Origin of the sequence: Polaromonas sp. (assembly GCF_035638815.1) — a bacterium.
GTDB lineage: Bacteria > Pseudomonadota > Gammaproteobacteria > Burkholderiales > Burkholderiaceae_C > Polaromonas.
The window spans coordinates 172,543-192,708 of sequence record NZ_DASQZG010000011.1; the positions used below are offsets into that span (position 1 = coordinate 172,543).

Below are 20,166 nucleotides of genomic sequence, written 5' to 3' on the forward strand. Positions count from 1 at the left end.
CGGGTTTGAATGATTTTGGCACTTCGCCCTTGAAGGGCGGCGTAACATTGCTATTGTTTTAGTAGCAATCGAGTTGCAGGCCAGTGGGCCATCACCCGCGTCACAATCGCATCCGTCTCCATCGCCATGTCGTACTGCTGCGCGTCTTCGTCTGCGCCCGGCGTTTCCAGCGTCGCCAACTGGCTGCCGAGCAGCGACAAAGGCATGTAATGCCCGGTACGTGCCGCCATACGCGCCTCCAGCAAGGCGTGGTCCCCATGCAGATGCACAAAATGCAGGTCGGAAGCACCCTCACGAAGAATGTCGCGGTAAGCGCGCTTCAAGGCGGAGCAGGACACCACCAGCCCCCGACCCGCAGCGCGGGCGTCTGCAATATGTTCAGCCAGCGTCCGCAACCACCCTTCCCGGTCCTCGTCGCTCAAAGGAAAACCCGCTGCCATGCTCGCGACGTTACGGGCCGAATGCAGACTGTCCCCTTCGAGAAAGGGAAAGCCCAAGGCCGCGGCCAGCCGGGCGCCGACGGTGCTTTTGCCACAGCCGCTGACACCCATGACCACAAAAATGCTGGAATTCATCGCAGGATTGTTCAACCCGTCGCCTGGCGAAATTGCGCCCATGCCGCGGGTGTTGGCGTGGTACTGGCACCGGGTAGTTCAGGTCGGCGGAAATAACCGTCCACCACCTCAGCCGGTTCGGTAAAGCAGTCCTTGATCCACGGAATGAACTCCAGCACCTCGCAGGCAGAGTGCGCGTACGACAGATGCACATGGACCTGGCTCATGTCGCCCGCATGCGGCGCGACGGGCAAGTGAAAAGCATGCGCGGTCTCGCACACCCGCAGCACCTCGGTCAGCCCGGCCAGACGAGTCACATCGGGCTGCACCCAGGCAATGGCCTGTTGGGCGATGAACTCTGAAAACGCATCAACGGTGTAAAGCTGTTCGCCCAGGGCCACCGGGATCGGGGTGGCGCGTGCCAGCTGCGCATGGCTCTTGACGTCGTCGTGCCACAAGGGTTCTTCGAACCAGAACACATCAAACTCCTGCGCAACCCGGCAAAACCGCTGGCAAGTGGGTAAATCCCATTTGCCATTGCCGTCAATGGCCAGTGTCACGTCCGGGCCAATGGCTTTGCGCACCGAGGCCAGACGCCGCAAGTCGCGCTCGACCGTCGACCCCACCTTGATCTTGAGTCCGGTAAAGCCCTGCTCCACCGCACGTTGGGCGCCCTCAACCAGCTTGTCATCGGTGATGCTGAGCCAGCCGATGTCCGTGTTGTAGGCACGCACTTTGTCCCGCACCTGCCCGCCGAGCAGCTTCCACAAAGGCTGGCCCGCAGCCTTGGCCTTGAGGTCCCACAAAGCCAGGTCAATGGCGGCGTGTGACAGCGTGACAACGCCGGCGCGGCCCACCCACTGCAGTGCGGAGTTGCGCGCGAGTTTTTGCCACAAGCGGTTGATGTCCCCCGCATCCTCTCCGATCAGCAGAGGTGCATGGCAAGTCTCAATACAACGCGTGATGAGCTGATCGCTGGGCAAATGCGCATGGGTGCCCGTGAATCCATAACCCGTCAGGCCGTCATCTGATTCAATCTGCGCACCCACCACCCCCCAATGGGAAATGCTGTGGGTGCTGTCGGCAATCTGCGAGCCTGTGACAGGCACATGCAGGATGAAGGGACGAACAGATTTGATCTTCATGGTGATCCTTAAAGGGCCTTGCTGATTTTTACAGTCTGCCGGCCTTACTGTGGCAAGGTGGTTCGCAGCGTGGCATCGGCGCGTTTATGCAAATCGGGCAACAGTTCAAGACCCAGGCCTGGTTTGCCATTCAGGCTGAGCATGCCCTTGGTCACTGTGGGCAACTCGGTCACCAGCTCCTTGTACCAACCCGTGTAGAAGGCGCGAACGCTTTCCTGAATCAGGGCATTGGGCGCGTGCAGAGACAGATGGCTGGAAGCGGCCCAAACCACCGGTCCGGTGCAGTCATGCGGGGCTACCGGCAATTGCCAGGCGTCGGCCATGGCGGCAATCTTGCGCCCTTCGGTCAGGCCTCCGCACCAGCTCAAGTCGAGCATCGCCACGCCTGCAACACCCGTCTGCAGATAATCCTTGAAACCCCATTTGTAGCTCAGTGTTTCGCTGGCACAAATTAGCGCCTCGCAGTCTTTTGAATATTGCTTGAGCAAGTCCAGCGAGTCCATGCGGATCGCATCCTCATGCCAAAAGGTGTTGAAGGGCTTGAGAGCGCGGGCAATTTTTTGAGCCATGGGCAAGCGCCACAGGCTGTGAAACTCGACCATGATGTCCATCTTCTGGCCAACCGCGGAGCGGATTTTCCGGAAGGGCTCGAGCGCCAAGTCAAGGTCGGCATTGCTGATGTATTGCCCGTCACTTTTCTCCGCCGCAGGGTCAAAAGGCCAGATCTTCATGGCGGTTACGCCTTCAGACAGCAGCGACTCCGCCAGCTCATCGGCCCTGTTAAGAAACCCTTCCAGATCTTCGTAGGGCCCGGCGTTGGCTTTTTTGGCCGCGCCTATGCCCCAGTTGGCCGTGTTCTGGTTGACGGTGCTGCGCACATACTGATAACCGGCGCAGGTGTTGTAGATACGTATGGCGTCGCGGCTCTTGCCACCCAAAGCGGTGTACACCGGCATATTGGCCGCCTTGCCAAAAATGTCCCACAACGCAATGTCAACCGCGGAGTTGCCGCGCGTTTCGACGCCGGATCCACGCCAACCGAGATAACCGGTGATGTCCTTGTTGCGCGCTTCAATGGCCAGAGGGTCTTTGCCCACAAGCTTGGGGCCCGCCCATTCATGAATATAAGCTTCCACAGCCTGCGCACCCATGAAGGTTTCGCCCAGCCCGACCAGACCCTCGTCAGTGTGGATGCGCACCCAGATGATGTTGGGAAATTCGTCCAGACGCAGGGTCTCAACTTTGGTGATCTTCAATTTCAGCTCCAAAAAAAGCCGCAAGAGTTTGACCTCTTGCGGCTCTCGACTAACGTTGTACTTAACCGCCGCGCGCTTTTTTCAGGGCGTCGATCACGACCGTCACGGCTTCAGCGCCGATGGTTGGCACATTGCGGTCATACACCGGCTTGACCTTGTCAAACATGCGACGCTGCTCGGCACCGGTTACTTCATTAACCTGCATGCCTTTGGCTTTCAGGCTGGCGAGTGATTTCTCGTTCAAGGCCCGGTTGGCAGCGCGCTGGACTTTCTGACCCTCTATGGCCGCTTCGCGCAGCACCGCCTGCTCCTGTGGGTTGAGCTGGTCCCAAAGCTTTTTGCTGTACAGGATCAGGAACGGTGTGTAAGCATGGCGGGTGACGCTCAGGTACTTCTGCACTTCATTGAACTTGGACGTTTCAATCGTCACAAACGGGTTTTCCTGACCATCGATGGTTTTGGTTTCCAGCGCGGTGAAGACTTCACCAAAAGCCATGGGCACAGCGTTGGTGCCCAAGGTCTTGAAAGTGTCCAGGAAAATATTGTTTTGCATCACGCGGACCTTGACGCCGTCGAAATCCTCAGCCTTGGTGACGGGCCGCTTGCTGTTGGTCAGGTTGCGGAAACCGTTCTCCCAATAAGCCAGATTGACCAGGCCGGCCTCTTCAAGCTTCTTGTTGAAATAGGCACCAGCCGTGCCGTCCAGCACAGCGTCGGCTTCTTTTTCATTGGCAAACAGGAACGGCAAGTCAAACGCGCCAAGCTCTTTGACAATGCCGACCAGCGGCGACGAGGAGGTGCAAACCATTTCCTGTGTACCCGCGCGCAGAGCCTGTGTGGCCGGCAGGTCACCACCTGCAGAGCCACCCCAGAAGGCGTTGATTTTCATTTTGCCGCCTGTTTTAGCGGCAAGCACTTCCTGCATTTTCTTGACGCCCACGCCGACGGGGTGGTCTTCATTAACGCCGTTGGTGAACTTGATGGTGCGGTCGGCAAATTGTGCAAAGCTGGAAGTTGCCACCAGCAATGCAGCAGCGGCCAGGGCCGATGCGAGGACTCTACGTTTGAACATGCTTGTCTCCTAGGTATAAAAATGAAAAGGCAGGGTTGAAAAAATGAGCTACCGCATCCACCACTGAAGCGGGACGGTAACGATGGCGGGAAAGAGAACCAACAGAAAAAGTACGGCCAGTTGCGCCAGCAGGAATGGCAGCACGCCCTTGAATGCGTCGTCCATGCTGATTTTGGCGACGCCGCAAACAACATTAAGCACGGTACCTACAGGCGGTGTAATCAGACCGATGGCGTTGTTCATGATGAACATCACGCCAAAGTAGACAGGATCAATACCGGCCTTGAGGACCAGCGGCATCAGCACTGGCGTCAGGATCAGGACGGTAGGCGTGAAATCAAGCGCTGTTCCAACGATGACGATCAGCACCATCATGATGAGCATCAGCAGCATCTTGTTGCCCATGAAGGGCTCCATCATGTTGGCAACTTCCGTAGGAATGTTGGCCACCGTGATCAACCATGCGCTGACCATGGCTGCGGCCACCAGAAACATGACGACGGCGGTGGTTTTTCCGGCAGTGAGGATGAGACCGTAGAGCGCGGACCACTTCAACTCGCGATAAATGAACATGCCCACCATGAAGCTGTACACCGCCGCAACCACAGCGGCTTCGGTGGGCGTGAAGATGCCGAATTTCATACCGCCAATGATGACCACCGGCAGCGCCAGCGCAAAGCCACCTTCCGCGGTGATACGCAAGCGCTCCTCCATCGGCAACCTGGGTGCAGGCCTGACATCTTCCTTCTTGGCCAGCCACCACCATGTCAAAGCGATGGCCAGGCCCATCAGCAGCCCCGGCACGATACCCGCCAGAAATAACTTGGTGATGGACACATTGCCGGCAACGCCAAAAATGATCAGACCAATGGATGGCGGAATCACCGGCGCAATAATTCCGCCCGAGGCCACCAGCCCGGCGGCCCTGCCGACGTTGTAGCCGGCTGCACGCATCATGGGGATCAACAACGCAGCCAGTGCAGCTGTGTCTGCAATGGCCGAGCCTGACAGCGAAGCCATGATCACCGCCGCAATCACCGTGACATAACCCAGGCCGCCGCGAAAGTGTCCTACCCATGCCATCGCCAAATTCACAATGCGCCGGCTCAGGCCTCCTTCGTTCATGAACTCACCCGCGAGCAGAAAGAAAGGAACGGCAAGCAACGGAAAGTTGTCGGCGCCTTCGACAAAACGCTGTGCCAGGATTTGGCTGTCAAAAATTACCAGGCCGCTGGTAGCGGCCAAAAAGGCCATGAGTGTGACGCCGCAAACCAGCAAGGCATAGGCAATAGGCATGCCGATGGCCATGGCCGCCAGCAAGCTCACGATAAATACGGTAACTGTCATGCCTTGTTTCCCTGCATTTGCTTTTCGACTTCCGCAAGTCCTTCGGTCTCGACGACCTGCACCAGTTTGTCGTCACTGATCTGACCGGTGACCAGGCGATACAACACGTTCAGGTTGATGATGCTCATCACCACGCTGACCACATAGCCCACGCCGAACACCCAGATCATGGGAATCCCAACCACGGGGGAAATATTGGTCACTTGCAGGTCGTGCATCTTGAACGTGCCGAGAAAAAACAGCCCATTGCAAAACAGCATCAATGATTCACTGAGGAAAAGGCAGACCTTCTTGCCGAGCACGGGCAAATGCTTGACCAGGGTGTCCACACCCAGGTGCCCGCCTTCACGCATGGCGACCATGGCGCCGATGTAGGTAAGCCAGATAAAAAAGTACCGGGACATTTCGTCGGATACCGAAATGCCGGAATTGAAAGCGTAGCGCAGCACCACGTTTCCAAAAACCATGACGACCATGGCCACCATGCATACCACGACCAAAAGCTCCAACAGCTTGAAGAACCAGTGGATTGAAGTGTCAATCACATTTTTCAAAATCATCTCCCGCCTGTTCCTGATGTCTTCTATGCCGCTTTAAGTTGCGATGCCGGGTTGTTCAAGCTGGGCAGGCGCCTGCGTGAGGTCAGCACCTCTTCGATGTCTGCGTGCGCTCCGTCAATCAGCACCCTGATGGCGACCTCGGCGCGGTCCGGGTCATGCGCCACAACAGCATCCAGCACTTCGCGATGCAGTGGCAGCGAGCGCAGGGGCCCGTCTTTGCGGCGCGTTGAAATTTCAAAACTGGTCCGTAGCAAAGCGCCCAGCGCTTTACTCATCTGCATCAACATCCGGTTGCGGCAGGCATTGAGCAGCCCCTGGTGAAAACGGAGGTCAAAGGTTACGTAATCCCCGCCACTCTCCACAGCCCGCTTCATGCCGGCGAAGGCGGCTTCCACTTCCGCAATGTCCTGTGCCGTGGCGCGCTGGGCCGCGAGGCGGATGGCTGCCGGCTCAACCACGCGGCGCAAATCCTGAAGATCACGCAAAAATTCCGCTGTTAATCCTGCCTTGGTCTGCCAGGCGATCACGTCCGGATCAAACCAGTTCCAGTGGTCCGATGACAGAACACGGGTGCCGACCTTTGGCCCTGTTGTCATGAGCCCCTTCGCAATCAGGGACTTGACCGCCTCTCGGACCACCGTGCGACTGACGCCCAGTTCAAGACAGAGCACTGGCTCGGGCGGAATCGACGCGCCAGCAGCGTACCGCCCTGCAACAATGGCTTCTCCCAAGTGGTCAACCGTGTTGCCGTGAACGTTTTTGATCATGATGGTCTTGCCTCAGTCGCGCACAAACAATGTGACCAGCGGATCGGGCCCCACCTGCCGACTCCAGTGCCCATGCACTGCCGGATCAAAGGTAGCGCCTTCAGGCAACAGATCAGCAGAGTAAAAGTGCTGGCCTGGTTTGAAGACCCGGGAAACGCCATCCTGCAGGCCTATCTCCATTTCGCCGCTCAAAATAAACACCCATTGGCCATGTCCAGAGCAATGAAACTGGCTGCGAAAGCCCACAGGGCTGTGGCGCAGTTGCAAGGCGGTGGTCGGTTGAAGGCTGGATAACATGGACTGCGGAGAGCCCTCACCCAGGGGAACACTCTCCTCGCGGAATTTCGCGCGGCCGTCAGTGTCGGTATACAAAATCACTTTATTAAAACCAGTCACACGAAGTTCCAGTAAATCAAAATCATCAAAGAATTTAGAGAGCCGGGGCAAGGGGATTCAAATGCATTGTTATCATATGATGATTGCTGGCCACCCTCTCTATGGAAAACCCCAAGTGTTAATTGCATTCGGGCACGGGGCTCAGCAACTTTTCACCGGCAAAGTGGGCATGCAGATTACCTGCCGCCAGATCCGCCATGGCTTGCCTTGTTTGCCAAGTCGCGCTCGCGATGTGCGGCGTCAGCACCACGTTGTCCATGGTCCATAAGGCCTCTGAGGGATGCGGCTCCTTTTCAAACACATCCAGAGCTGCACCGGCGATGACGCCATCCTTTAGCGCCTCCACCAGCGCGGCCTCATCCACGACAGAGCCACGAGCCACGTTGATGAGATAGCCCTTGGACCCAAGCGCGGCCAACACCTCGGCATTGATCAGGTGCCGGGTCTCTGCACCGCCAGGTGTAATCACAATCAAAAAATCGACCTGCTCTGCCAGGGCGGTGGCAGTTGGGTAATAGGTATGGGTCAGGTCGGGCTTCGCGCTGCGCGCCGTATAGGCGATCGACATGCCAAACGCCTCTGCACGCTTCGCAATAGCCTGGCCGATTCGGCCCAGACCCACAATGCCCAGCCGAGCGCCTGACACTTTGCGCGTCAGTGGCATGGCCCCCTCCTTGCCCCAGCGACCGGCACGCACGTACTGATCAGCCTGCGGGATACGGCGCGCAATCGACAACATCAGGCCTATTGCCAGGTCAGCCACTTCGTCGTTGAGCACCCCGGGCGTGTGGGTTACAGGCACGTCCCGCTCTACGGCAGCAGCGACGTCTACCCCGGCATACCCTACACCCATGATGGAGATGAGTTCAAGGGCGAGCAGCTGGTTCATCAGGGCGCGCGTTACCTTTGATTCCCCGCCGCCAACAATGGCGCGGATATTTGATGCAACTTTTGCAAATTCTTCCGGGCTGGCTTCGTGAACGCGGTCATGAACCACGTACGCTGTGTGAAGCTGATCCAGCAACAACGGAACAAGCTTGGCTACTGCAAGGATGTGGGGACGGGACAAGTCGGCTCCTGGATCATGGTTTACACTGAGTGATACGCCGCAATGGTATGACCATAATACCAATACAAATTCCGGATTTACCCTATGACAGCACCCAAACCACCCAAAAAAAACCCACAAGTAAATGGCCCCCACGCTGCGCTGCCCCCCGAGGGGGCTAAAGCCGCCTTGGGGCGGCCCGGCGGCGCTTTGCGCAGCCAACAATGGTTTGGCAGGCAAGACCGCGACGGATTTGCCTATAGAAGCTGGGTCAAGGGCAAAGGTGTCCCGCACGACCAGTTTGATGGCCGCCCAGTCATCGGCATTTGCAACACCTTCAGCGAACTGACCCCTTGCAACTCGCACTTTCGCACCATCGCAGAGCAGGTCAAGATCGGGGTCTATGAAGCTGGCGGCTTTCCGCTGGAGTTTCCCGTCATGTCGCTGGGCGAAACTTTGCTGCGCCCCACAGCCATGCTGTATCGCAACCTCGCCTCCATGGACGTGGAAGAAAGCATTCGCGGCAACCCAATCGATGGCGTGGTGCTGCTCATGGGATGCGACAAAACCACGCCTTCGCTGGTCATGGGTGCGGCCAGTGTTGACTTGCCCACAGTGGGCGTCAGCGGCGGCCCCATGCTCAGCGGCAAATGGCGTGGCCAGGAGCTGGGCTCCGGTACCGGCGTTTGGAGCATGAGCGAGCAGGTTCGCGCCGGCACCCTCAAACTGGCCGATTTTTTTGAAGCTGAAAGCTGTATGCACCGCAGCCACGGCCACTGCATGACCATGGGCACCGCCAGCACGATGGCCAGCATGGTGGAAGCTCTGGGCATAGGCCTGCCGGGCAATGCAGCCTATCCAGCTGTTGATGGCCGCCGCAATGTGTTGGCCCGCATGGCTGGGCGTCGCGCCGTAGAAATGGTGCACGAGGACCTGACGCTTTCAAAAATCCTGACACGTGAAGCGTTTGAAAACGCGATCAAGACACTTGCAGCCATTGGCGGCTCTACCAACGCTGTCATTCACCTGATTGCCATGGCCGGTCGTATCGGCGTCAAACTCACCGTCGATGATTTTGACCGACTGGCAAGCGAGTTGCCCTGCCTGGTCAATCTGCAACCCTCGGGCAAATTCCTGATGGAAGATTTTTGCTACGCCGGTGGCCTGCCTGTGGTGATGAAGGAAATTGCGCAGCACCTGCACACGGGCGCCATCACCGCCAACGGAAAGACCATTGGCGAAAACATCGCCGATGCTGCGAACTACAACCCCGAAGTCATCAGGCCGCTGGCAACGCCATTCAAGGACAAGGCCGGCATTGCCGTGTTGCGCGGCAACCTGTCGCCACGCGGCGCTGTCATCAAGCCCAGCGCCGCCACGCCTGCACTCATGGTGCACACCGGGCGCGCCGTGGTGTTTGAAAACATTGAGGACTTCCACGCACGTATCGATGACGAAAATCTGGACGTCGATGAAAACTGCGTCATGGTGCTGAAAAACTGCGGCCCCAAGGGCTACCCCGGCATGGCCGAAGTGGGCAACATGCCACTGCCGCCCAAGGTGCTGCGCAAGGGCATCACCGACATGGTCCGCATCAGCGATGCGCGCATGAGCGGCACCGCTTACGGCACCGTGATCCTGCACACCGCGCCTGAAGCCGCAGCCGGCGGTCCGCTGGCGGTTGTGCAAAACGGCGACATGATCGAACTCAATGTTCCTGAGCGCAAACTGCAGCTGCTGATCAGCGATGAGGAACTGGCCGCGCGGCTGGCGAAGTGGACGGCGCCGCCTCCGCCTCTTTCCTCAGGCTACTGGAAGCTGTATGTAGACCATGTGTTGCAGGCAGACGAAGGAGTGGACCTGGACTTTCTGGTCGGCAAGCGCGGCTCTTTTGTGCCGCGTGACAACCACTGACCCGCGGGGACTGAAATGAAATTACTCGTCACCGGTGGCGCCGGTTTTGTCGGCGCCCGGCTTTCCCGCGAGCTGCTCAGGAGCGGCCAACTCAATGGGCAAACCATTGGCGAGCTTCATATTGCGGATCTTTTTGCGCCTCCAGCCGACTTGAGCGCGGACACACGCGTGCATGTGCACACGGGTCCCCTGCTAAACCAGTCCGCGCTGTTTGCCAGCGGATTCGACGCCGTGTTTCATCTGGCCTCGGCCGTCTCCGGCGAGTGCGAGCTGGACTTTGAGCTTGGCCTGCGCTCCAACCTGGACAGCACGCGCCTGCTGCTGGAGGGACTTCGCCATGCCGGCAATGTGCCGCGTCTGGTGTTTGCGAGCTCGGTCGCAGTCTTCGGGCCCGACGAAGCCAACCCGATGCCCGACCTGGTGACTGACAACACGCTGCCGTCGCCGCAGACCTCATACGGTACGCACAAGCTGATGTGTGAATACCTGATTGCCGATTACACCCGCAAAGGTTTCATCGATGGTCGCTCTGCCCGCCTGATGACGGTGACGGTGCGTCCCGGCAAACCCAACGGAGCAGCCTCGTCATTTTTCAGCGGCATCATCCGTGAGCCACTGGCAGGCGTGGAAACCATCTGCCCCGTTGACCCCGACGTGACCCACCCGGTTTCATCACCAGCCAACACGGTGCGAGGATTGATCGCGGTGTTTGACGCAAGCCGGCAAGCCATGGGTGGACGACTGGCGCTGAATCTTCCGGGTCTGAACGTTCGCGTGGGCGACATGCTGCAGGCGCTTGAAGACGTGGCCGGAGCCGACGTGCGAAAGCGCGTCCGTTTTGAACGCGATGAGCGCATAGCGGCCATCGTGGCCAACTGGTCCCGCGGCGCTACCGCTGAGCGCGCACTGGCGTTGGGCTTGCGGCCCGATGCTTCTTTCAAAGCCATCATTGAGCAGTACATCGCCGACTGCGCAGAGCCCGGTTACCCCGCCAACGCGCTGCAAGGTCTGCGCCACTGAGTCATGAGCATGCCCGGCCTTTTAGCTCTTGATTGGGGAACCTCTAGTCTGCGTGGCGCGTTGCTGGACAAAGACGGCCTGGTCACCGAAGAGCGCAGCTTTGCGCGCGGCATCCTCACGGTGGCGCCCGGCGAGTTTGCTACTGTTTTTGAAGCATGCTTCGGCGACTGGACAAGGGCGGGAGCCTCTTTTTGCCTGATAGCCGGAATGGCGGGGAGCCAGCAGGGCTGGATGCAGGCGCCCTACTGCCCCTGTCCTGCGGGATTTGACGAAGTGGCGGCGCAACTCAGCTGGGTGGAAGCCGGGCGCATCGCCATCGTGCCAGGACTCAGCTGCATCAACGCAGGCGTGCCGGACGTGATGCGGGGTGAAGAGACACAGGTGCTGGGTGCGATGCAATTACTGGGCAAGCAGGATGGCCTCTTTGTACTGCCTGGCACACACAGCAAATGGGTCCGCGTGCGAGCCGGCAAAATTGAAAGCTTCTCAACCTTCATGACCGGTGAGTTTTACGCCTTGCTGCGCAAACACTCCATTCTTGCCCGCAGCCTGCCTGAGGCCGATGGTGAAATTGTCCGCCCGGCTTTTGACGAAGGCGTCGCCAGAGCGCTGCAGGGGAGTAGCCTTTTGCAGACCGCTTTCAGCGTCCGCACCTTGTCCCTTTTCGAACGTATGGCGGCGGCCTCCTTGCCCAGCTATCTGTCTGGCCTGGTGATTGGTGAAGAGATAGGCACACAAACACTGGAGCCAGGCGCCAGCGTGGTAGTGATTGGATCGGACGCATTGACCGAACGTTATGGGTTTGCACTGGCTCAGCGTGGTGTAACGGTAGAGCGCGCAGGCTCGCAAGCCACGTGGCGCGGTCTTTGGGCCCTTGCCCAAACCATTCCACACAAGGAAACATGATGAGCCCTCAAGACAAATTTTCGGCCGCGCTGACCAGAATTCCCCTCGTTGGCATCCTGCGCGGCTTGTGTCCTGATGAAGCGCTGCCCATCTGTCAGGCGCTGGCGGCCACAGGCTGGTCTGTCATAGAGGTTCCGCTGAATTCTCCGCAACCCTTGCAAAGCATAGAAGCCGTCGCGTCGGCTTTGCCTCACGCATTGGTTGGCGCCGGCACTGTGCTGAGTGTGGACGACGTGCGCAATGTGCACGCGGCGGGCGGTCAGCTCATCGTCTCGCCTAACTTCAATGCCGAAGTGGTGCGTGCAGCTCGCCGCCTGGACATGGTATGCCTGCCCGGCATCATGACCGCGACCGAGGCCTTTGCTGCGCTGGATGCTGGCGCGACCGGGCTCAAGATTTTTCCCGCTGAAATGATCACACCCGCCGTCGTGAAAGCCTTGTGCGCTGTGCTGCCCGCCGGTACCCGGCTGCTGCCCGTGGGCGGCATCACGTTTGAAAACATGGCCGCCTTCCGCAGCGCGGGCGCCAGCGGATTTGGAATTGGCTCTGCGCTGTACAAACCCGGCATGACAGCTGCCGACGTATCGGAGAACGCTATGAAATTCATAGCTGCTTGCGCTGGTACGATAAGGGCATGAGCCCTAAAACACTTCAAACTTCTCCCCCTGTTTCCTTCGGCCTCGTCGGCAAGGTCTGCATCGTCACCGGCGGCGCGCAGGGCATTGGCGAGGCATGCGCCCGGCGGTTTGCACAGGAAGGCGCGCATGTCGTTATCGCTGACATGGCAGATGCTTCCGGCCAGGAACTCGCTGCAGAACTGGATTGTCTTTATTTGCATTGCGACGTCTCGGACAAGGCGCAGGTAGACACAGTTGTGTCGGCAGCGCTGCAAAAGCATGGGCGCATCGACGTGCTGGTCAACAACGCCGGCATCTTCAAGGCGGCCGATTTTCTGGACATCACAGAAGAGGACTTTGACGCGGTGCTGCGCGTCAACATCAAGGGTTCGTTTTTAATGGGCCAGGCGGCGGCGCGGGCGATGGCTGCATCCGGCGGCGGCAACATCGTCAATATGAGCTCGGTCAACGGCGTATTGGCCATTCCCACCATTGCAAGCTACAACGTCAGCAAAGGCGGCATCAACCAGCTGACCCGTGTGATGGCTCTTGCACTGGCGGACAAAGGCATTCGCGTCAACGCGGTTGCACCCGGCACCATTGCCACCGAGTTGGCGGCCAAGGCAGTGTTGACCAGCGAAGAGGCCAAGGCGCGCATCCTGAGCCGCACACCGATGAAGCGGCTCGGACAACCTTCTGAAATCGCGGATGTGGTGGCCTGGTTGGTCAGCGATGCGGCCAGCTATGTCACCGGTGAAATTGTCACGGTCGACGGCGGCCGCATGACACTCAACTACACCGTACCGGTCGACGGCTCCTGACCTTCGCCTTTAGTTGGCGTGGCCGGACTCGCTGGCTAACAGCGGCTGTAGCATGAGGTCTCACGCCCTCGTCTTACACTGCCTCCATGCCGCCCCTCCCTGATTCTTCCAGCCTGCTCGGTCTGAGCGTGGCGTTAGGCATCGGCCTGCTGGTTGGAGCTGAGCGGGAGCGCCGCAAAGGCAGCGGGCCCACACGCGGCGCAGCCGGCATCCGCACTTTTGCGGTGTCCTCGGTGCTGGGCGCCGTCGGTTTACTCCTGGGTGGGGGCCTGCTGCTTGCGGCTGTCGCGCTGGTCACAGGCGCATTGGCGGTTGTGGCCTACCAGCGCACCCGGGAGCAGGACCCGGGCATGACCACTGAGATCGCCCTGCTGCTGACCTGCCTGCTCGGCGGGCTGGCGATGCGCGACGCAGCCCTGGCAGCCGGCGTGGGCGCGGCGCTCGCGGCGCTGCTGGCGGCGCGCAACCATCTTCACCATTTCGTGCGCAGCGTGCTCACCGAGCGCGAGCTGCACGACGCACTGCTGTTTTCAGCGGCGGCACTGATCGCCCTGCCGCTGGCCCCAGACCGCTTCCTGGGACCCTATGACGCCCTCAACCCCTATGCCATGACCCAACTCGTCGTGCTGGTGATGGCGGTCAGCGCGCTTGGCTACGTAGCCACGCGCTCACTGGGTCCGCGTTACGGCCTGCCGTTGGCCGGATTTGCCGCGGGCTTCGTCTCGAGCACAGCCACCATTCATGCCATGGGCACACGTGCGGCCAGCGCCAAGACCCAGGCAGATGGCGCAATCGCCGGTGCGGTGCTGTCCAGCCTGGCAACCATGGTGCAGTTGGCGGTCGTGGTGGCTGCCGTGCAACCGGCGCTGCTCCATGCGCTGATGTGGCCGCTCGTTCTCGGCAGTGTGGCGGCATGCGCTTACAGTCTTGTGTTTTTTCCACGCGGATCGCAGGCAGCCCCAACGGCAACCGGCCATGCGGACCGGCAGGACCTGGGTCGGGCCTTCGACCTCAAGACCGCGCTGGCGTTTTCCGCCATCGTCGGTGTGGTGCTGGTGGTATCTGCAGGTCTCAACGCCTGGCTGGGCGTACACGGTACCCTGCTGGCAGCCGCAGCCACCGGGTTGGTGGATGCTCATGCGACCGCCGCATCGGCGGCCGCACTGGTGGCGGCAGGCAAGCTACCGCTGGACGCCGCAGTGTGGCCCATCCTCATCGGCCTGAGCACCAACGCACTGATGAAGGCTGTTGTGGCCTTCCATGGTGGGGGTGCCGCCTACGCGGCGCGCATCGTGCCGGGGCTGGTGCTGATGACCGCTGCAGTCTGGCTGGGCGTATGGCTGGGATGAAGGACCATACGTCAGGAAGGTCGAACCAATAAGCGTGTCCCGCACGAGTCTCGCATGCGGATCCAGCGAGGGCTACTCATCACCCATTGTCGAGGGCGTTGCCAGCAGCTCCAGTGACTCATGCCCGCATGCCGCACCTATATACGACTGCAGAACTCAGCGTCAACATCGTGCGGGCGGCCTCACACAAAACCGGCCCTTTGCGCGCCATTGGCACTGTTATTCACTGCGGGCGCCAACTGGCTTCTGCAGGAGCACGCATCGTGAACCCCGACGACAAAATTTATGCCCACGCCAACACCACCTGCCCGGTGTTTGAGGTGCCCAAGCCGCAGGGTATTTAGCTGAGCTGCAGCGCTGCGGGCCTGCCCGCGTTCTGATCTGCTCGACACGCTCGTTGATCAATCACAGCCTCACAGCATTTTCCGGCGCAGGACCGAACTCATTCGCTCAACCAAAACCACCAGTGCAAAAATAGCCAGGATGATGGTTGCCGCTTCGTCGTAGTTGAACATGTCCATGGCAACTTTGAGCTCGATGCCGATGCCTCCGGCGCCCACCAGGCCCAGGATCACGGAAGAACGGGTGGCTTTTTCAAGGCTGAAAAGTGACGTGTTGATAAATGACGGCATGGCTGCTGGAAACACCGAGCACATGATCAGGGAGAAACGTCCCGACCCCATGGCAGACAGCGCTTCCTGGGGGCCCCGGTCCGTCTCTTCCATGGCCTCAGCAAAGAAGCGGCCACAAAAACCAATTTTGTCGATGACGATGGCCAGCGTTCCGGCAAACGGTCCCAGACCGACCGACACGACAAACAGCAACGCCCACACCAGGTCGGGGACGGTGCGCGCGAACGCAATCAGGTTGCGCGCCAGGTGGTACAGCACCGGGTGCGGTGACAAATGAGGCGTCGCCAGCACTGCGATGGGCACACTCAGGAGTACGCCCACCACCGTACCCACAAAGGCCATCTGGAATGTCTCCAGCAATGCCCAGCCCACCGCCTCCAGCCGTGCGGTGGAGGGTGGAAGCATTTCGCCAATCAGTCTGCCCATTTGCGGGAAGCCGCCGACCAGGTCGGTGAGGGAGACGCCAGTCTTGTTCAATGACCATATGAAGAAGGCCAGGACCACCACGTAAGCCATGAACGCGCCTGCGCCCATGCGATCAAACCGGTCTGGCATGCTAATGCGGCCGGGCACGTCCATGGCGTTACTCATAAAGCCCCCGCAATGCTGTTACATCCAGTTCGCTGCATGGCGCATCAAGCACCACCGAGCCACCCCTAAGGGCCACGATGCGGTCTGCATATTTGAGGGCATGCGTCAGGTCATGTGAGGTGAAGATCATGGTCAGACCCTCTGCCCGCACAAGTTGCGAAAACAGTGACATCACTTCGTCGCCTGCAACCGGGTCCAGACTGGCGGCCGGCTCATCGGCGACGATCAACCGGGGCCTTTGCATAAGGGCGCGGGCAATGGCAATTCGCTGTGACTGTCCGCCCGAAAGTTTGTCTGCACGCTGAAGCGCCACGTGCGCCAGTCCAACCCGCTCCAGGCAGTGCATGGCTTCGCTGCGGAGCGCTTCCGATGCGAGACCCTGGAACCAGGCGCGGCCGAAACCGGTGCGCGGGATTGCACCGTGCAACACATTTGTCAGGGCCGACAAGCGGGGCACGAGGTTGTGTTTCTGAAATACAAAACCGACCTGCGAGCGCAGCGCGCGAAGCTTGTCGGCGCTCAGACCCTCCAGCCGCGTTCCACACAGATTGACCTCGCCTGCATCCGGGCGTATGAGGTGCATGCAGCAACGCAGCAGCGTGGACTTGCCTGCACCGTTGGCGCCAATGAGAGCTACGCGCTGACCTGCGGCGACCGCGAAGTCGATCCCGCGCAGCACGGGAGTTTGGCCGTCATAACTTTTGGTCAGCCCGTGCACCAGAAGATCTGCCGGGGCAATTTCCCTTGCGCGCGACCTAGGCCCGGCTAGTGGAGGCGCAGCTGCAAAAGGTGCTGCCGGACTGAACTGACTCGACATGATGACTCCTGCAGAATGCAATGCGGACGGGCGCTCAATCGCCGACAAAGGCTGCGTACTGCGGCTGGCCGATGGTCACGTACATCCTGCGGATGTAGTCGTAATCCTTGTCCGCAACGGTCGGAATGAACTTCATGCCTTGAAATTTCTGGTTTTCGTCAGGCCCGAGCAGCACTGCAGCGATGAGTGCCTCCGAGTTATCACTGAACACTTTTCTCATCTTTGCAGTGACTTCATCAGACACATGTTTTCCGGCAAGCAACACGTCGTTGGGCAGGTCACGGCCACGCGCAATCACCTTGAACACCACGTCAGGATGCTTCTTGGCCAGGCCGGGCAAATCAGTGCGGTTGATGCCAACTGCGGCCACATCTCCACGCTTCATGGCTTCGACGGCGACATTGCGGTTGATGTGCATGATCTGCACGTCCTTGCCAGGCTTGAGTCCCAGGTCTGCGAGAAGCTGGATGGGAGAAAGGTGACGTGAGGTGGAACCGACATCTCCCAGCGCAACTTTTTTGCCCTTGAGGTCCTGGACGCCGTCCACACCGGAGCCAACCATCGTCACGACGGAGCCGTAATACTCCGGGCGGCTGAAGCCGACGACCAGCTTGGCATCCGTGCGCTTTTTGAACACCACGTATTCTGCGGGTCCTGTCAAGACGAGATCAATCTTTTTTGCATTGAGTGCTTCCACTGCCGCGGTGCGATTGGGTACGGGAAACAGTTCCACTGCCATACCGGATTTCTCGGAGAGGATTTTCTGAAACCCGGCGTACTCGCGCTGCAGGTTTTCCAGACCAACGATGTCGGTCACGGCCAGACGCAGCGTTTGCGTCTGAGCCTGCGCAGAGATGGAGGACAGTAAGGTCAGGCTCGCTACTGCGGCGATGGAGACCAGGCGGCGGGTTCGGTTCATGGCTAAGGCTGCGCAGGCAGTGTTGGTTAAAAGCCGAAGATTGGTGCCGCAACATGACGAAATGATGACGGTTGAGAATTGTCCTGGGGATCCGCGCAGCGCTGGGGGGTGTCGCGAACCTGTCACATTGAGCTCCTAGGCTGGGGACTTTTTATTTGAGGATTGTTCATCCATGGCAGACGCAGACCGCTTTTCCATTTGCGGAGGCAATGTTCTGTTGCCCCAGGGCCTTTGCCAGACAGACTTATGCATTGACGACGGCGTGATCTCGCATGCAGGCAGCGCGCCCAGGCGCGGGAATGTCATTGACGCGTCGGGGCTGTATGTCTTGCCGGGAATCATCGATCTGCATGGTGACGCGTTCGAGCGGCAAATCATGCCGCGCCCGGGCGTGCATTTCGATCTGCAACTGGCATTGGCAGACACCGATCGGCAACTGGTCAGCAATGGCATTTCCACCGCCTATCACGGAGTCACCTATTCATGGGAGCCCGGCCTGCGAAGCAGGGACACCCTGTTGCGCATCATGGATGCCATGGCAAACGCGGCCCGACATCTGGCGTGTGACACCCGACTTCACTTGCGCCATGAAACCTTTAATCTGGATGCAGAGACTGAAATACTGGGTTGGCTCGCTGAAGGAAAGATCGATCTGCTTGCGTTCAACGACCATACACCGGACATCTTGCGCAAGCTCTCGCACCCCAGGGACGCGATGACTGTGCTGCAGCGCAGCGGGCTGGAGCTCGGCGCGCTGCGCGAGCTCGCAGAGCGCGTGAACGCGCGTGGCGCGGAGGTGGGTCCGTCCATCGCCCGGCTGGCCGCGGCGGCGGTAGCGGCGGGTGTTCCCCAGGCCTCGCACGACGATCCCTCCCCGGAGACGAGGCAGTGGTACCAGGCGATGGGTTGCGGCATCTCTGAATTTCCCAAGACGCGTGAGACAGCTGCACTGGCGCGAAAACTGGGCAACCATGTGGTCTTTGGCGCACCCAACGTTGTCCGCGGTGGCAGCCATCAGTCCAACGCAGTTTCCGCAGCAGCAATGGCCCGCGATGGCTTGTGCACGGTTCTCACCTCGGACTACTACTATCCCGCCATGCTTCCCGCGGCGTTCCGTCTGAATACCGATGGCGTGTGCACCTTGCCCGAGGCTTGGGCCATGGTTTCATCCAACCCTGCAGAGGCTGCCGGGCTCAGCGACCGCGGGTCTTTGGCGCCTGGCAAGCGCGCAGATGTCTTGCTGGTGCAGGCGCCTCAAGGCCGGGTGCCGTCGGTAGTAGCGCATCTGATCGGTGGACGGGTTGCCTACGCTGCACTGGGTTCAGGGGCATCCCTCTTCACAGGCCGGCAGGAGTCGGCCGCCCTGGATGCAGTGCGAACTGCCGTTGCGGCATAAACCCATCGGAGGGCTTTAACAAACGCGGCTGCGCGCTTTGGGAGTTCGCCACCCCGAAATACATGCGTGGATGATGCAACTTGGTAGCGGGCACTCTTTTGGCCCGCTATCATTGCCCCGTGGTTCGACATGTATTGAACAGAACCCCATCGCCGGCGCGAATCTGAAGACCAGTCACAGGGGTCTCTTCAACCCATTGCCGCAGCCATCCCGGCGCCGGCCTGACTCATGCCTTGCGCAGGGGATCGATGTCATATCGTGTTCCACGGAACCGCACCGCACGCAAGAGGTACACGGTGATTCACTGAATCTGCGACGGTGTGGACCCGGGTTAATTGATGATAAGGAATGATTCGCCATGAGACTTCTGCATACCATGCTCCGCGTTGGCAACCTCCAGCGCTCCATTGATTTTTACACCCAGATTCTGGGCATGAAACTTCTGCGCACATCGGAAAACCCCGAGTACAAATACAGCCTGGCCTTTGTCGGCTACGGCAACAATCCGGACCACGCCGAAATCGAGCTGACCTACAACCATGGCGTCGACAATTACGACATGGGGACAGCTTTCGGTCACCTCGCACTCGGTGTGACCGACGTGTACGGAGCTTGCGAAAAGATCAAGGCATCGGGCGGCAATGTCACACGGGAGGCTGGCCCCGTCAAAGGCGGCAAGACCGTGATTGCTTTTGTGACGGATCCCGATGGGTACAAGATTGAACTGATTGAGCGGGCGGAAGGGGCTGGGGGTGGAGGGTTGGGTTGAAGCTTTTTTCTTTGGGTCTCTCATCTCCGCATGCTCTCTGTCTTTCCCTCTCCCTCGCTGTCATCCCGGACTTGATCCGGGATCCATGTTTGTGAGCTTCGGTCGGTAGAGGCTCGCCTACCAACCGGGACTCGCCCCGGCGGGCGACTCACTTTCTCTTGCCTCGCCAAGAGAAAGTAAGCAAAGAGAAGGCGACCCGATGGTCCGGGTCCCTCCGCTTCGCTACGGGCAGCCTGTGGTGCTCGGTAAAAGCGGGGTCTCGCAGAACTC

General features: G+C 59.6%; 21 protein-coding genes. 9 read left to right on the plus strand and 12 right to left on the minus strand.

The genetic code is table 11. From position 1 onward, the window contains the following. Positions 1-50: 50 nt before the first annotated feature. The 9 genes from VE934_RS06835 to VE934_RS06875 all read right to left on the minus strand — a co-directional run bounded on the left by VE934_RS06835 (position 51) and on the right by VE934_RS06875 (position 8,166). Positions 51-575 (minus strand): gluconokinase, encoded by a 525-nt coding sequence (locus VE934_RS06835; RefSeq protein ID WP_324885674.1) that lies wholly within the window; start codon positions 573-575, stop codon positions 51-53. An 11-nt stretch (positions 576-586) separates the two neighbouring features. Beyond that, a complete protein-coding gene (locus VE934_RS06840; RefSeq protein ID WP_324885676.1) occupies positions 587-1,699 on the minus strand; it encodes a mandelate racemase/muconate lactonizing enzyme family protein in 1,113 nt (370 codons plus the stop codon). A gap of 44 nt (positions 1,700-1,743) precedes the next feature. Beyond that, a complete protein-coding gene (locus tag VE934_RS06845; protein ID WP_324885679.1) occupies positions 1,744-2,955 on the minus strand; it encodes a mandelate racemase/muconate lactonizing enzyme family protein in 1,212 nt (403 codons plus the stop codon). A gap of 61 nt (positions 2,956-3,016) precedes the next feature. Then, positions 3,017-4,027 (minus strand): TRAP transporter substrate-binding protein, encoded by a 1,011-nt coding sequence (locus VE934_RS06850; protein WP_324885681.1) that lies wholly within the window; start codon positions 4,025-4,027, stop codon positions 3,017-3,019. Positions 4,028-4,075: 48 nt separating this feature from the next. Next, positions 4,076-5,374: a TRAP transporter large permease subunit gene (locus tag VE934_RS06855; protein WP_324885683.1), complete on the minus strand. Its 1,299-nt coding sequence runs from the start codon at positions 5,372-5,374 to the stop codon at positions 4,076-4,078. Then, the gene (locus VE934_RS06860; RefSeq protein ID WP_324885685.1) at positions 5,371-5,934 is read right to left on the minus strand and encodes a TRAP transporter small permease; all 564 of its coding nucleotides are present in this window, start codon (positions 5,932-5,934) and stop codon (positions 5,371-5,373) included. Before VE934_RS06860 ends, VE934_RS06855 begins: the two co-directional genes overlap by 4 nt. A gap of 23 nt (positions 5,935-5,957) precedes the next feature. Further along, the gene (locus VE934_RS06865) at positions 5,958-6,701 is read right to left on the minus strand and encodes a FadR/GntR family transcriptional regulator (protein WP_324885687.1); all 744 of its coding nucleotides are present in this window, start codon (positions 6,699-6,701) and stop codon (positions 5,958-5,960) included. Between the two features lie 12 nt (positions 6,702-6,713). Beyond that, positions 6,714-7,097: a hypothetical protein gene (locus tag VE934_RS06870; RefSeq protein WP_324885689.1), complete on the minus strand. Its 384-nt coding sequence runs from the start codon at positions 7,095-7,097 to the stop codon at positions 6,714-6,716. Between the two features lie 118 nt (positions 7,098-7,215). Further along, the gene (locus tag VE934_RS06875) at positions 7,216-8,166 is read right to left on the minus strand and encodes a 2-hydroxyacid dehydrogenase (RefSeq protein WP_324885691.1); all 951 of its coding nucleotides are present in this window, start codon (positions 8,164-8,166) and stop codon (positions 7,216-7,218) included. 84 nt (positions 8,167-8,250) lie between these two features. On the opposite strand from VE934_RS06875, the gene VE934_RS06880 reads away from it, so the two are divergent. From VE934_RS06880 to VE934_RS06910, 7 genes are all read left to right on the plus strand, one after another. Continuing rightward, positions 8,251-10,059 (plus strand): IlvD/Edd family dehydratase, encoded by a 1,809-nt coding sequence (locus VE934_RS06880; protein WP_324885693.1) that lies wholly within the window; start codon positions 8,251-8,253, stop codon positions 10,057-10,059. 15 nt (positions 10,060-10,074) lie between these two features. Beyond that, positions 10,075-11,079 carry a D-erythronate dehydrogenase gene (gene denD, locus VE934_RS06885; RefSeq protein WP_324885695.1) on the plus strand — a complete coding sequence of 335 codons (1,005 nt, stop codon included), beginning with the start codon at positions 10,075-10,077 and terminating at the stop codon, positions 11,077-11,079. Between the two features lie 9 nt (positions 11,080-11,088). Next, entirely contained in the window at positions 11,089-11,985 is an 897-nt protein-coding gene (locus VE934_RS06890; RefSeq protein WP_324885697.1) for a 2-dehydro-3-deoxygalactonokinase, read from the plus strand. Next, entirely contained in the window at positions 11,982-12,623 is a 642-nt protein-coding gene (locus tag VE934_RS06895; RefSeq protein ID WP_324885699.1) for a 2-dehydro-3-deoxy-6-phosphogalactonate aldolase, read from the plus strand. Before VE934_RS06890 ends, VE934_RS06895 begins: the two co-directional genes overlap by 4 nt. Then, the gene (locus VE934_RS06900) at positions 12,620-13,423 is read left to right on the plus strand and encodes an SDR family oxidoreductase (RefSeq protein WP_324885701.1); all 804 of its coding nucleotides are present in this window, start codon (positions 12,620-12,622) and stop codon (positions 13,421-13,423) included. Before VE934_RS06895 ends, VE934_RS06900 begins: the two co-directional genes overlap by 4 nt. An 86-nt stretch (positions 13,424-13,509) precedes the next feature. Beyond that, positions 13,510-14,772: a DUF4010 domain-containing protein gene (locus tag VE934_RS06905; protein WP_324885703.1), complete on the plus strand. Its 1,263-nt coding sequence runs from the start codon at positions 13,510-13,512 to the stop codon at positions 14,770-14,772. Between the two features lie 128 nt (positions 14,773-14,900). Continuing rightward, positions 14,901-15,116 (plus strand): hotdog fold thioesterase, encoded by a 216-nt coding sequence (locus tag VE934_RS06910; protein ID WP_414693819.1) that lies wholly within the window; start codon positions 14,901-14,903, stop codon positions 15,114-15,116. A 69-nt stretch (positions 15,117-15,185) separates the two neighbouring features. Here VE934_RS06910 and phnE read toward each other — a convergent pair whose 3' ends face one another. From phnE to VE934_RS06925, 3 genes are read right to left on the minus strand one after another with little or no spacing between them, the layout of a single operon-like run. Further along, positions 15,186-15,995: a phosphonate ABC transporter, permease protein PhnE gene (gene phnE, locus VE934_RS06915; protein WP_324885705.1), complete on the minus strand. Its 810-nt coding sequence runs from the start codon at positions 15,993-15,995 to the stop codon at positions 15,186-15,188. Further along, on the minus strand, positions 15,988-16,812 hold the full coding sequence (locus VE934_RS06920; RefSeq protein WP_324885707.1) for a phosphonate ABC transporter ATP-binding protein: 825 nt from the start codon (positions 16,810-16,812) through the stop codon (positions 15,988-15,990). The genes phnE and VE934_RS06920 overlap by 8 nt, the downstream gene beginning before the upstream one ends. 34 nt (positions 16,813-16,846) lie before the next feature. Beyond that, positions 16,847-17,731 carry a PhnD/SsuA/transferrin family substrate-binding protein gene (locus tag VE934_RS06925; protein WP_324885710.1) on the minus strand — a complete coding sequence of 295 codons (885 nt, stop codon included), beginning with the start codon at positions 17,729-17,731 and terminating at the stop codon, positions 16,847-16,849. A 172-nt stretch (positions 17,732-17,903) separates the two neighbouring features. On the opposite strand from VE934_RS06925, the gene VE934_RS06930 reads away from it, so the two are divergent. Together VE934_RS06930 and gloA are read left to right on the plus strand one after the other, a co-directional pair. Continuing rightward, positions 17,904-19,127 (plus strand): alpha-D-ribose 1-methylphosphonate 5-triphosphate diphosphatase, encoded by a 1,224-nt coding sequence (locus VE934_RS06930; protein WP_324885712.1) that lies wholly within the window; start codon positions 17,904-17,906, stop codon positions 19,125-19,127. 358 nt (positions 19,128-19,485) lie between these two features. Further along, on the plus strand, positions 19,486-19,896 hold the full coding sequence (gene gloA / locus VE934_RS06935) for a lactoylglutathione lyase (protein ID WP_324885714.1): 411 nt from the start codon (positions 19,486-19,488) through the stop codon (positions 19,894-19,896). Positions 19,897-20,166: the final 270 nt, after the last annotated feature.

Coding starts and splice junctions, on each gene's coding strand:
- VE934_RS06835 (WP_324885674.1), bottom strand. CDS start 575: ATGAATTCCAGCATTTTTGTGGTCATGGGTGTCAGCGGCTGTGGCAAA.
- VE934_RS06840 (WP_324885676.1), bottom strand. CDS start 1,699: ATGAAGATCAAATCTGTTCGTCCCTTCATCCTGCATGTGCCTGTCACA.
- VE934_RS06850 (WP_324885681.1), bottom strand. CDS start 4,027: ATGTTCAAACGTAGAGTCCTCGCATCGGCCCTGGCCGCTGCTGCATTG.
- VE934_RS06855 (WP_324885683.1), bottom strand. CDS start 5,374: ATGACAGTTACCGTATTTATCGTGAGCTTGCTGGCGGCCATGGCCATC.
- VE934_RS06860 (WP_324885685.1), bottom strand. CDS start 5,934: ATGATTTTGAAAAATGTGATTGACACTTCAATCCACTGGTTCTTCAAG.
- VE934_RS06865 (WP_324885687.1), bottom strand. CDS start 6,701: ATGATCAAAAACGTTCACGGCAACACGGTTGACCACTTGGGAGAAGCC.
- VE934_RS06880 (WP_324885693.1), top strand. CDS start 8,251: ATGACAGCACCCAAACCACCCAAAAAAAACCCACAAGTAAATGGCCCC.
- denD (WP_324885695.1), top strand. CDS start 10,075: ATGAAATTACTCGTCACCGGTGGCGCCGGTTTTGTCGGCGCCCGGCTT.
- VE934_RS06890 (WP_324885697.1), top strand. CDS start 11,089: ATGCCCGGCCTTTTAGCTCTTGATTGGGGAACCTCTAGTCTGCGTGGC.
- VE934_RS06895 (WP_324885699.1), top strand. CDS start 11,982: ATGATGAGCCCTCAAGACAAATTTTCGGCCGCGCTGACCAGAATTCCC.
- VE934_RS06900 (WP_324885701.1), top strand. CDS start 12,620: ATGAGCCCTAAAACACTTCAAACTTCTCCCCCTGTTTCCTTCGGCCTC.
- VE934_RS06905 (WP_324885703.1), top strand. CDS start 13,510: ATGCCGCCCCTCCCTGATTCTTCCAGCCTGCTCGGTCTGAGCGTGGCG.
- VE934_RS06910 (WP_414693819.1), top strand. CDS start 14,901: ATGCCGCACCTATATACGACTGCAGAACTCAGCGTCAACATCGTGCGG.
- phnE (WP_324885705.1), bottom strand. CDS start 15,995: ATGAGTAACGCCATGGACGTGCCCGGCCGCATTAGCATGCCAGACCGG.
- VE934_RS06920 (WP_324885707.1), bottom strand. CDS start 16,812: ATGTCGAGTCAGTTCAGTCCGGCAGCACCTTTTGCAGCTGCGCCTCCA.
- VE934_RS06925 (WP_324885710.1), bottom strand. CDS start 17,731: ATGAACCGAACCCGCCGCCTGGTCTCCATCGCCGCAGTAGCGAGCCTG.
- VE934_RS06930 (WP_324885712.1), top strand. CDS start 17,904: ATGGCAGACGCAGACCGCTTTTCCATTTGCGGAGGCAATGTTCTGTTG.
- gloA (WP_324885714.1), top strand. CDS start 19,486: ATGAGACTTCTGCATACCATGCTCCGCGTTGGCAACCTCCAGCGCTCC.